This window comes from Salinisphaera sp., from assembly GCF_035690525.1.
Lineage (GTDB): Bacteria > Pseudomonadota > Gammaproteobacteria > Nevskiales > Salinisphaeraceae > Salinisphaera.
Window position 1 is genome coordinate 1 of record NZ_DASSKM010000028.1, and the last position, 11191, is coordinate 11191.

The window sequence follows — 11191 nt, forward strand, 5'->3', positions numbered from 1 at the left end:
GACCGGGCGCTGGCCACGGGCGAAGTCAAGCGGTTGCACAACAGGCAAGCCTAACGGCCCGATGCCCTCGGGCGGCGCCGGAGCATCCGGCGCCGCTCTATAAACGCCCGGTCAGTCGGCTTAAGGGCCTGTTGCCGCTTCATACGACGCCGCGCCGGCGGCCATTTTGGTGCAAGACAAGGCGCAGCGGGCGTACGGTAGTCATTCTACCTTAGCGCGCTGCAACGCTGGATTGCGCTAAAATGGCCCCGGCCCTTCGGGTTGCGGCCCCAAATCGCGCCATCCGGCGTTGCAGAGCTTGACCGCAGAATGACTGCGGTCGGTGCTCTGCGTCTTGGCTGACACGATTTGGGGTCGCAACGCGGGGCCGTATGAAGCGGCAACAGGCCCTACATCACCAGCCCCTCGATCGTGTGCTTCTGGGTGATCGGGGTCAGCGCGTCGACGATCGGACAACCCATGTGACGGCGCACGCGCGGCGGCAGGCCGGCCCAGAAACCCCGGGTCACCGCCATATCGTGATGCTCGGCGTTGCCCGCGCCCGGCGCGTCCATGCCCAGCACCAGCACCGGGCGCGCCTTGTCCGAGTGATTTTTCGTGCCGCGATGAATGGTCAGCGCCGAGCGCGCCGATATATCGCCCATCCGCGGAAACTTGCGCTCGGCCAGTTTTTCGTAGCGCGGATATTCCGAACGCGGCGGAAACATCTCGTGTTCGAAGCCGGTACCGGCCTCCCACTGGGTGCCGGGCGCGACTTCGAACGGGCCCATGTCGGCTTCGGTGTCCACGCAGGTCACGTTGAAAGCCAGCGACGTCAAGCGCCCTTCGCTTCGGGTCGCCGGCGGGCTGGGAAAATCGCGATGCCAAGGCTGATTGACCGCGCCGGCGAAAGGAATATCGAAGCCGACCTCGACGACACGGTAATCCGGGCCGAGCACGGCGTCGGAAATCGCGCGTACCCAGGGGTGGTCGACCAGATCCACGAAACCGCGCAAGGCCTCGGGGTGGATCTCGACATACCAGCGATGCGGGCCGCGGCCGACCGCGCCGCCTTCCCGGCCGCGCGCCTCGGCGAACGCCGCATCCACGTCCTCGGCCAGCCGTCTGACCCAAGCGCGCTCAAAGGCTTGCTTATGACCGACGATACCGTCGCCATACAGCGCGCGCACGGAATCACCAACGTCGGGCAGCGCCGCGCTGGTTTCTTCGAGTGTGGTGGTGGCCATGATTCTCCTCCAGGCTGTTTAGTATTCCTTACGCATATTGCAACGTTGCAATTCAAAATTGCAATACCATGGTGGTTGGAAGTCGATCAAGCGACAGGGGGAACCGATGAGCCGAATCACGCTGCGCGATATCGCCGTCCACGCCGAGGTTTCGGTACGGACGGTTTCGAACGTCGTAAACGATTTTCCACATGTCGCGTCGGATACGAGGCAACGAGTGCAGGCTGCTATCGCGGAGCTCGGCTATCGGCCCAATATCGCAGCCCGCCAGCTGCGTCAGGGCCGGCAGCCCATGATCAGCCTGGTGTTGCCCGAAATCGATTCGCCGTATTTCTCGGAACTCGCCGCGTGGCTCGTGCGCGGCGCGGAACTGCGCGGCTGGATCGTGCATATCGAACAGACCGACGGCGATTTGATGCGCGAGCGCGCGATGCTCCGCGGCGCGCACGGGCTTGGCGCGGATGCGATCGTGTTCAGCCCGTGGGCGGTGGGCGCGGACGAGATCGAGCGCGGGCCGTCCGCGCCGCCGGTCATCATGCTCGGCGAGCGTCCGGGCGGGGGTTTGGTCGATCACGTGGCCGTCGACAATATCGCGGCGGCACGCGAAGCCACCGAGCATCTGTTGGCCGGCGGTCGCCGCCGGATCGGCGCTATCGGCCTACAGCCGCACCTGTCGAACGAGACCGCGCGGCTGCGCACCGAGGGTTATCGCCAAGCCCTGCGGGCCGCGGGCCTGATGCCGCGCGCGGCGCTCGAAATCGCCGTGAAACGTCTGCATCGACCAGACGGCGCCCGCGCCGTGGTGCAGCTGCTGCGACAAGAACCCGAACTCGACGCCGTGTTCTGCTATACCGATCAACTGGCGCTGGGCGCGCTGCACGCGCTGGCCGCCGGCGGGCGCGCGGTGCCCGGGGATGTCGCCGTGGTCGGCTTCGACGACATCGAAGCCGGGCGCTATAGCGTGCCGTCGCTGTCGACGATCGCGCCGGACAAACCGCGGCTGGTGGAACTGGCGCTAGACTGTCTCGCCGAGCGGCTGGCCGATCACACGCTGGCCGCGCGCGAACGCCGTGTGCCGCATCGTCTCGAAATCCGCCAAAGCTCATCACCCTGAACGCCGCCGGCTCACGAATTATACCAACATGTAAAAACAAAGATGCAAAAGGAAGATAAAAACAGTCCGTAAATGAACGCGAAAAAAACGCAAATGAAAACGAATTTTCTTTATTTTGCGTACATTGCGTTTATTTGCGGACTTTCTCTTTTCCTTATCGGCTATCGCTACATCATTGTAACGGTTGGTATTAAGCGCCCGGCAGGTTGAGCCGGGCCGGCCGCGGGCCGCCGATGCCCCGTTTTGCCACGGCCGTGTCGCTGCTGCGACCGCTTGTCTTATGACGTCCGGCTTCCGTGCGCTCGGCGGCGGCGACCACGCGATCGCGCCCGGCGCTTTTAGCGTCGTAGAGCGCGCGGTCGGCCGCGATGATCAAAGTATCCAAATCGACCGGCCGATCGGCGGCCCGGGTGGCGATGCCGATGCTCACGGTCAGCGTAATGGCGGGCTCGTTCGTACCCGCCACGTCATACGGCTCGGTCTTGACCGCGACACGCATGCGCTCGGCCACCCGAACTGCGTGATCGGTATCGGCGTCCGATAACAGGACGACGAATTCCTCACCGCCGTAGCGGGCGATCAGGTCGTCGTCACGCAACACCTGCTTGAGCCGGTTCACCACATGCGTGAGGGCCTGATCGCCCAGCGCATGCCCGTGGCGATCGTTGATGGCCTTGAAGCGGTCGATGTCCACGAACAACAGGCTCGCCGGCGCGCCGCATTGTTGCCGGTTCTCCAGTCGCGCGGCCGCCTCGAGCATGAAATGCCGGCGATTGGCCACCGCGGTCAGCGCGTCCGTTACCGCCTGTACCTCCACCTTCCGGCGGTACCGGAACACGGTCCAGTACAGATACTCGAACATCAGCAAGATGAGCATCACCGGCCCCAGCGCGAGGCCGATATAAGCGGTATAGACGACCCAGTCCAGGTCGGCGCTCAAGCCGAACAGCGACGCCACCGGCGGCATCACGGCGAGCAGCACCAGCACCGCGGCCGATAGCACGAGCGGCTGCGCCAGCGTGAGAAACGGCACGAGAATGAAGAAATACAGGAACCCGCCCATGCCATAGGCGCCGCCGCCGTTCAGCACCGCCAGGACATGAATGAAGCTGGCCTCGATCGCAAGCGGCACCAGCACGGCCAGCGCGCGTGCCATCGGCGCATGCACGTTGCGCCAACTCGCCAGCGCCCACAACAGAACCAGCGCGCTGCCCAGGAAGCGCAGCCAGATCAACTGCCACGCATGGACCGGATCGATAGCGAAATCCCAGCCCACCGCGGCAAGCACGAACAGCGCGGTGGTCAACAGCGTCCCGCGCACAAAGCCGGCGAAATCGCGTTCCTTGGCCGCGAGATAGATCGCGCCGTGGGTTGCCGCCAGAAAGCGACGGACACGTGACGCGGTATCGTTGAAGCGGTACGCGGTCGCAACCATTCGCACCTCCGTTAACGTCGTTTTTACCCGGCCCATTTCCGCGAAACGGCCGGATTCGGGCAGCATAAGTAACTTCGATTGCCTTAATACCTCTTGAACGCCCTTGGCTCTCGGGGGTTTCTCCGAGCCATGCAAACACGGGACAACCGCGGCGTCTCAAGGTAGTCTGGGCCGCTTGATCTCCGATATCGCGTATCCCGATGGCCTACCCGAGCGCCCCGAATTCCGCCTTCGATGCCGTACTGTTCGACATGGACGGCACCGTACTCACATCGATCGCCGCCGCGGAGCGGGTCTGGACGCAGTGGGCGCATCGCCACGGCCTGGACGTGGACGCGTTCCTGCCGACGATTCACGGCAAGCGCGCGATCGACACGATCCGCGATTCCGGGGTGCGGGGCATCGATCCCGAAGCCGAGGCGGCGGCCATCCTGGAAACGGAAATCGACGATGTCGCCGATATCGAGCCGATCGCCGGCGCGGCGGGATTTCTGGCCGGGTTACCGCACGGACGCTGGACGATCGTCACCTCCGCGCCGCGCCGCCTGGCCGAGCGTCGCATCGAGGCCGCCGGCCTGCCGCTGCCCGATAAACTGGTCGCCGGCGACGATGTAACCCGCGGCAAGCCCGCGCCCGACGCCTTCAAGCTCGGTGCCGAACGCCTCGGCGTGGCGGCATCGCGCTGCCTGATCTTCGAGGACGCGATCGCCGGCATACAGGCGGCCGAAGCCGTGGGCGCCTCGGTGGTCGTGATCTCGGCGCTGCACTCGGCGGCCGCCGATACCGCGCACCCAAGCATTCCGAATTACCACGGCGTGACCTGCGAGACGCTCGGCGACGGGCAACTGCGCGTGCACCTGCCGGAAAATAGCGGCGACAGCGCGAGCAAAGCGGCCACGGGCACCGGCACGCGATAAGGTCCCGATCCAGGACACAGGCCAACCCGCGCCGAATCGGACCGACCAATGGTCGATCAATGGCCAGAGTCCCGCATCAGCCGGCCCGGGCGGGCGTCGAGTTCGTCGAGCCGCGCCTGCAGCAGACCGGGAAACCGTTTGTACCAGGTCGCATTGAGCGGCGACGGATGCGGCAGCGGATAGACGCGAAAACGCTGCTCGCCGCCGTCCGGCGCGTCCAGCGTGATCTCGATACAGGACTCGAACCGGTCCTCGCGCTTCCAGAACGCCTGGATACGATCGCGTTCGGCCTTGTCCTGATCGATGGCGAACCATAGAAACGCTTCCCGCCCAAGCGTGATCAGATCCCGGCCCTGCCAGGATTCGATTAACAGCGTCCGCATCAAGGGGTGGAAACGGCGCTTGATCTTCATGGACCACGCCTTGTTGCCTACCGGCTTGTACGGCACCGTGTTGATCCAGAAGAAATCGCGCCCGAGCACGCGTGAAGTCTCGAAATCCGGCATCTCCCCGCCGTGAAGATGACGATAAATCGTCCGACGCACGAGCTGGCCACCGGCGCCGATGAACGGCTCGCCGCACTTGACTTCGTCGCGGCCCGGGTCGCGGCCCAAGAAGCCGATCCGGGCGTCGCGCCGGCCGAGCCCGATGATCGGCTCCAGCGCATCCTTGTCGAACCGGGCATAGACTTCGGTATCGATGCCCGGCGTATCGTCGGCGAGTTCGCGAAAAGCCCGACGCTGCGCATCGTCGAGTGCCATCGGCGCCCCTCCTGGTGATAACTGTGATGCGGCCCGGGCCACGGACGGCCGAAGCGGCCCGCATTATGAGCCCGAAAATATTGGTTTATTTGATCGCCGGAATACCAATACCAACCTGCAAAAGCAATGGCCTACCGCTCAAAAACAGTCCGCGAATAAACGCAAATGCACGCGAATAAGACGCGCTTATACGCTTTATCTTGCTTTCATTCGCGTTTATTGGCGTTCATCCGCGGACGAATTCCGGCTTCATGAAGATCGATCAATCTTTATGGTCGTCTTCATGGCTGGTCTGGTCGCGGTCGTCGTCGTGCGGATCGGCCGGGCCGTGGCTGTCGTGATTGGTTTCGCACTGACTGCCACGCTCCGGGCGCGACGTTTCGTCCTTGATCGGATCGTCCTTGCTGGTCTGGCGGTCCTTCGGCTCGATGCTCATAGCGAACTCCTGATCGGAACATGCGCCGGCGAGCGCGGCGCCGAAAACTTTCAAGCGTCCAGCTTCATGTCCGACACAGCCGATCGCTACCCGTGCTCTACCGGATGGTATTGGGCCCTTCCCCAGAGCTAGCCTGCGGGGTCAATCCGCACCGTCCGCACGTTATATTTCGGTTTTCATCATTCGGCATCGCGCTCGCCACGGCGCAGCAAAGCCGTGAGCGGGTCAGCCGGATACGCCGCCTATTTCAAACTCGCTTTTACACCATTTCGAGCATAGCTCAAGGCGCGCCGGGACGGGGCTTATACCAAGATGCATAAATCGACAGGTTTGTATGCATTATTATTTTTCCACGTGGGTAAGCGGTTGTTATGGCGAGCCCACCGCAAGCCATCGTCCGGCGCGATAGCGGTGGATCGGCTCCTGCGCTTTGCCGATTCGGTAAATGGCCAACCAGTGGTGGTCAACAAGATCGCGCAGCGTTTCGTGCCGGGCGATCACGGCGGCGATCGCGTCGGCCCCCGCCTGAATGAATACCGCCAGCCGCAGCGGCTCGTGGACCCACTGCTCGCCGTCGCGCAGGGATTGCAGCGACAAACCGATCCGCAGATCGCCGCCGTTGCCCTCGAACACGCCGATGTGGCCGCCGACCACGTTGTGCAGGGTCTTGTTGCCGCTGCCGTAAACCCGGTTGTCGACCGTGGACGCGTAGTACTGGAGATTGATCCATTGCGAAACCAGCATGGGCGCGGTCATGATTTGTTCGAGCACGGCGTGGTCCGGGTCCTGCCGTTCGTCGTAATCGTGCAGGAACGCGCGCCCGGCGAGGTCCAGCCCGCGCGTGCGGCTGCGCTGGGCGACGATCAGGCTGGCGTTGCCGGCCAGGCCCCATTCCGGCCGCAGTTGCGACCAGTCGCGCGCGCGCCGGTCGAGTGCTTGGCGCGCCGCCGCCGCGGTGCGCGCACGGGGCGCCAGCCGCGCGGCGCGCTCGAGGTTGGTACGGTTGCGGGCGCCGTCGAGCCAACCCCGCAACGCGTCTATGCGCGTCGCGCCTTCGGCATCGAGTGCGGCCAGGTCGAACAGCCGCACGTCGTCCGTCGTGGTGTTGTGCAAGGCCGGAATAAAACGGGTGTCGCCCGGAATATCGATTCGCTCGGCGCGCAAACCGGCGCGGACGGTGGCTTCGTTGAGCAGGGCCGCCGCTATCCGCGCGTTGACTTCGCCGGAGTGGCCGCCGCAGGCGCCGCAATCCAGCGCCGACTGCTGCGGGTTGTTGCTGGCCTGGCTGGCGTGGCCGGTCAGCACCACGAGCGGTGCGAAGCCGCGCGTCAACGACAGCCCCCGCAGAATGCCGGCCGCCAGGGCCACCTTGGCTTCGAGCGGCAGCGGTGCGCCGTCCAGGCGGAGCTCCGGTTTGAGGCGGGCGCTGTCGGCGGGGCGCTTGCCGTTGGTCGCATGCGTGCTGGGCCGTTGCAGCAGCCCGTTGCGCACCAACTTCACCGCGTACAGCAGCCCGGTCGCCTCGACGTAGGAAAACGTCGAGGTATTACCCCAGCGGAAACGGCGCGCCACGTCGGCGCTGCCCAGGCGGTTTTGCACGCTTGCCAGGCGTGGCCCGTCACGGCCGTCGTCGCCGCGTTCGATCGCGGTCATCGCGGGTGCCAGCAGGCCGGGGAGCTGGGGTTGGGCGAGATCCGTGCCGAACGGCTGATAGGCCATGGGTACGCCAAAAAATCCGGCGAAACCGAGCGTTTCGACGCCGGGCGCTTCGGCCTCGAGGGCGCGCCGAAACACCTCGGAGCGTACGTCGATGCAAAAAGCAAGCTGCACCCGGGCGCGGGGCGCGGCGGGGATTTCGGCGTGCGGCGCCTTCAGATCGTGCACCAGTTTGCGCTCGTATCCCAGCTCGAGCGCCCGTTGCCAGAGCCAGTCTTGCGCCTGATCGCGCTCGTGCCCGGCTTCCAGCGCGGCACTTTGGGTCAGCGCGTGCCGCCAGGCGCAGCGGGTCGTCTCGTCGGCCACCGCGGAATACAGCACCCAATCCCAAGCCAGGCGGATCGCGAGCAGCTCCCGCAGGGTGGCATCCTGCGCGCCATGCAAATTAGCCTGCCATGATCGATAGGCGCACCAGGACGCCCAGCCGTTCACGCTGAGCAGCAGGGCATGCAGGTAAGCCGGCATCGACTCGGCGGGCACGCCCATCCCGCCCAGAGCCGTCTGGATCAATTCGTCGGCGCTCGGCGGCAACGCGCGGAAGTGGCGCGCCAGACCTAAGCGGCCCATCAGGATGGCGACCCCGCGGTCGCGGCCGACGTTGTAGCGCCAGGCGGCGTACAAACCAGCCGCGTCGGTGCGCGGCCAGTCGCCCTGGCCCAGATCGAATTCGGCGGCGCAGAGCTGGCTTACCTGATGCACGATTTCTTCCGTCCAGGCGGTGCGGCGCGTGAGATTGCGCGCGCGGTCGATCTGGTCGGCGACGAGCGGCAGGCGGGCGGTGGCCGGCGGCCGGTCGAGGTGGGCGATCAGGTTTTCGACCGTGCATTCCGGCACCGCTTCACGGCCGGCGGCGGCCAGGTTCTCCCGCGTGATCCGCCCTTGCTGGAAATAGCGTCGAAACTCGGCGCGCGACGGCAGCAGCCGCACGCCGCCGCGCGCGGCGAGCCGCGCTGCCGCATGCGCGATCGGCAGGTTGCGCAGCGGCCAGAGCGGGTTGACCGCCACCGATTGATCGAGCGGCCACGCCGGCGCAATTTGCGCGCAGGCCGCCGTGACCGCCGTTGTTATCGATTCGGGCGATGCCGCGGCGGGCCTTGATTCCTGAGTTTGTGCGTTCATGCGCTGGCCTTTTCGTGGATGACAGGAGCGGCGGAGGCCACACGCGGGCGCGCCGGCAAACGCGGGGGCCAGATGAGCAGCGTGAGCCGGGTAAACATCTGGTCGAGGTAGAAACCGCCGTAGACGTGGGGGTGCAGACGGCGCAGGCGGCGCGCGCCGGCCGCGCTCGCGAGCATCGCCCGAAGCACGAACAGCGCGGCGAAGGCGAGCGTGATCGCGACCTGGCCGGCGGTCGAGGCCCGGCTGCCCGCCGCGGGTACCCAGAGCATCGATAGAGAGGCCCACGCCAGGTACAGGCAAACCACGGCCACCGCTGCCGCCGCCGCCCGGCCCAAGAGCGCGCGGCCCGAGCCCGCGGCGTCGCCGAGCAGCGAGGCCACCGCCAGCACGATCACCGCGAACACGCCCGGATGGCCCACGCCGGCAACGAACAGGCCGAGAATGACCAGCGCGCCGGCGCCGCCCACCGCGAGCCAGCCGGCCGCGGGCATCCCGGTGGCCGCCGGCGTACGCGCGCGCTGGATCGACACCGAGACCATCTCCCCCGCGCTGAGAAATGAATGCGCCTTGTAGAACGAATGGGCCAGCAGGTGCAGCAGCGCCAGGTTGTACAGCCCCAGGCCGCATTCGATCAGCATGAACCCCATCTGCGCGCAGGTGGACCACGCCAGCATCACCTTGATGCTCACGCGCGTCGTCATGATCAGCGCGGCGAGCACTGCGGTGGTGGTGCCGGCGATCACGAGCAGCGCCTGGGCGAGCCCGGCCGGTGCCATCAGCGGCGCGAACCGGATGATCAGGAAGCCACCCATATTGACGATGCCGGCGTGAAGCAGGGCCGAAACCGGCGTCGGCGCTTCCATGACCTGAATCAGCCAGCCGTGGAACGGCAGCTGCGCGCATTTGAGGATGGCCGCGCAGGCGATCAGCGTGGTCGCCACCGTCAGCGTCGGCGTAAACGCCGCGCCGTCGACGCTGGCGAACACCGCGTCCATCTGGAAACTGCCGTAGTGCAGGCCGATGAGGGTCGATCCCGTGAGAATGAAGACATCCGCCATGCGGCTGATGAGGAATTTCTTGTGCGCCGCGAGCAGCGCCTGCGGGCGTTGGCTGTAGTAGGTCAACAACTGGTGCAGGCACAGGCTCGCGGCCGCCAGCGCCACGCCAAGAACCAGAAGCTGGTTGGCGATCACCATGCTGCTGATGCAGGCCAGCGTGGCGCAGAACCAGCGGCGATATCGCTGCTGGCCGACGTCGGTCGAGCCCGGGTCGCCGGCCAGGTAACGGCGCGAATAGTTGAGAATCACGAGGCCGATGAAGCCGATCAGGGCCAGCATGGCGAGCGTGAGCGGGTCGAGGCGAACACTGGGGGCCAGACCCAGCACGGCGTTGACGGGCAGGCGCCCGATCAGCACGTTGGCGGGCGACGCCAGGCCGTAGTACGCGCCCGCCGCAACCACAACCAAGAGCACGAAGCCCGCGAGCGCCAGCGTTGTCGACCAGGCGGCGCGCCGGGCGCGCGCGGGGCCGACGGCCAGAACCGCGGCCAGCAGGTAAGTGGCCGGCACGCCAGCGGCCAGCCAGGCGCCCGGGGATACGGCGGTATCGATCATCGTAGTAGGGAAAAGGAGTGGCGAGCGCTAGCTTAAGTAGGCTTTTGCTCAAGAAAAAATATATATTTAAGCTGCAAATGTTCTCTAAATAAGAACGATGGCCCGACTGAACTATCACCACCTATACTATTTTTGGCGCGTGGCCGAGCGCGGCAAGCTCACCGAAACCGCCGAGAGGTTGCACGTTTCTCAGTCCGCGTTATCGAGCCAGATCAAGAAACTCGAGGCCGCGCTGGGGAAAACGCTGTTTAACCGCGTCGGCCGTCAGCTCGAACTGAGCGAGGCCGGGCGGGTGGTGGCGGCCTATGCCGAGTCCATATTCAGCCGGGGCGACGAGATGCTGGCCGCCCTGCGCGAAGGCCAGGGGCGGGCGCGCCAACTCGTGCGCATCGGCGCGATGGCCACCTTGTCCCGTAATTTTCAGCAGGGCTTCATCGCGCCCCTGATGCATCGCCGCGATGTGAGTCTGGTGCTGCAATCCGGGCGCCTGGACGACCTGCTCGGGCAACTCAGTACGCATCGGCTGGATCTCGTCTTGTCGAACGCGGATCTTCGCAGCACCGCCGAAACCCCCTGGCGCAGCCGGCGTATTGCCCGCCAGGCGGTCGGTGTGCTCGGCCGGCCGCGCGGCCAACCCTTTTGCCTGCCGGACGATCTCGACGGCACGCCGGTGCTGCTGCCCGGGGAACACAGCGAAATCCGGGTCGCGGTGGATATGTACTGCGAACACTGGAACGTGCAGCCCACCATTCTTGCCCAGGTCGACGACATGGCGCTGCTGCGCCTGCTGGCGCGCGACTGGAATGCGGTCTCCATCATGCCGCCGGTAGTCGTCCGCGATGAAATCGCGGACG

At 65.8% G+C, this 11191-nt stretch carries 9 protein-coding genes; 3 read left to right on the forward strand and 6 right to left on the reverse strand.

Annotation, left to right across the window (positions count from 1 at the left end):
- Positions 1–389 precede the first annotated feature (389 nt).
- Positions 390–1226, reverse strand: a complete 837-nt coding sequence (locus tag VFJ08_RS01795) for a phytanoyl-CoA dioxygenase family protein (RefSeq protein WP_324994544.1) — start codon at positions 1224–1226, stop codon at positions 390–392.
- 106 nt (positions 1227–1332) lie between these two features.
- Between VFJ08_RS01795 and VFJ08_RS01800 the strand changes: the two genes are divergently transcribed.
- Entirely contained in the window at positions 1333–2340 is a 1008-nt protein-coding gene (locus VFJ08_RS01800; RefSeq protein ID WP_324994546.1) for a LacI family DNA-binding transcriptional regulator, read from the forward strand.
- A 190-nt stretch (positions 2341–2530) separates the two neighbouring features.
- Here VFJ08_RS01800 and VFJ08_RS01805 read toward each other — a convergent pair whose 3' ends face one another.
- Positions 2531–3775 (reverse strand): GGDEF domain-containing protein, encoded by a 1245-nt coding sequence (locus tag VFJ08_RS01805; protein WP_324994548.1) that lies wholly within the window; start codon positions 3773–3775, stop codon positions 2531–2533.
- A 200-nt stretch (positions 3776–3975) separates the two neighbouring features.
- Here VFJ08_RS01805 and VFJ08_RS01810 point away from each other — a divergent pair, with 200 nt between their 5' ends.
- On the forward strand, positions 3976–4692 hold the full coding sequence (locus tag VFJ08_RS01810; protein ID WP_324994550.1) for an HAD-IA family hydrolase: 717 nt from the start codon (positions 3976–3978) through the stop codon (positions 4690–4692).
- Positions 4693–4748: 56 nt separating this feature from the next.
- Here VFJ08_RS01810 and VFJ08_RS01815 read toward each other — a convergent pair whose 3' ends face one another.
- From VFJ08_RS01815 to VFJ08_RS01830, 4 genes are all read right to left on the reverse strand, one after another.
- Entirely contained in the window at positions 4749–5453 is a 705-nt protein-coding gene (locus tag VFJ08_RS01815; RefSeq protein WP_324994552.1) for a uracil-DNA glycosylase family protein, read from the reverse strand.
- A gap of 262 nt (positions 5454–5715) precedes the next feature.
- Complete coding sequence (locus tag VFJ08_RS01820; RefSeq protein WP_324994554.1) at positions 5716–5889, reverse strand: hypothetical protein; 174 nt, start codon at positions 5887–5889, stop codon at positions 5716–5718.
- Positions 5890–6258: 369 nt separating this feature from the next.
- Complete coding sequence (locus VFJ08_RS01825) at positions 6259–8724, reverse strand: DUF2309 domain-containing protein (RefSeq protein ID WP_324994556.1); 2466 nt, start codon at positions 8722–8724, stop codon at positions 6259–6261.
- Entirely contained in the window at positions 8721–10337 is a 1617-nt protein-coding gene (locus VFJ08_RS01830; RefSeq protein ID WP_324994558.1) for an NADH-quinone oxidoreductase subunit L, read from the reverse strand. The genes VFJ08_RS01825 and VFJ08_RS01830 overlap by 4 nt, the downstream gene beginning before the upstream one ends.
- 97 nt (positions 10338–10434) lie before the next feature.
- Between VFJ08_RS01830 and VFJ08_RS01835 the strand changes: the two genes are divergently transcribed.
- On the forward strand, positions 10435–11191 hold a 757-nt coding region (locus VFJ08_RS01835; protein WP_324994560.1), incomplete at its 3' end, for a LysR family transcriptional regulator.

What these genes read in the sequence shown, in the direction of transcription:
- VFJ08_RS01795 (WP_324994544.1), bottom strand. Translation starts at nt 1,226, where the DNA reads ATGGCCACCACCACACTCGAAGAAACCAGCGCGGCGCTGCCCGACGTT.
- VFJ08_RS01800 (WP_324994546.1), top strand. Translation starts at nt 1,333, where the DNA reads ATGAGCCGAATCACGCTGCGCGATATCGCCGTCCACGCCGAGGTTTCG.
- VFJ08_RS01805 (WP_324994548.1), bottom strand. Translation starts at nt 3,775, where the DNA reads ATGGTTGCGACCGCGTACCGCTTCAACGATACCGCGTCACGTGTCCGT.
- VFJ08_RS01810 (WP_324994550.1), top strand. Translation starts at nt 3,976, where the DNA reads ATGGCCTACCCGAGCGCCCCGAATTCCGCCTTCGATGCCGTACTGTTC.
- VFJ08_RS01815 (WP_324994552.1), bottom strand. Translation starts at nt 5,453, where the DNA reads ATGGCACTCGACGATGCGCAGCGTCGGGCTTTTCGCGAACTCGCCGAC.
- VFJ08_RS01820 (WP_324994554.1), bottom strand. Translation starts at nt 5,889, where the DNA reads ATGAGCATCGAGCCGAAGGACCGCCAGACCAGCAAGGACGATCCGATC.
- VFJ08_RS01825 (WP_324994556.1), bottom strand. Translation starts at nt 8,724, where the DNA reads ATGAACGCACAAACTCAGGAATCAAGGCCCGCCGCGGCATCGCCCGAA.
- VFJ08_RS01830 (WP_324994558.1), bottom strand. Translation starts at nt 10,337, where the DNA reads ATGATCGATACCGCCGTATCCCCGGGCGCCTGGCTGGCCGCTGGCGTG.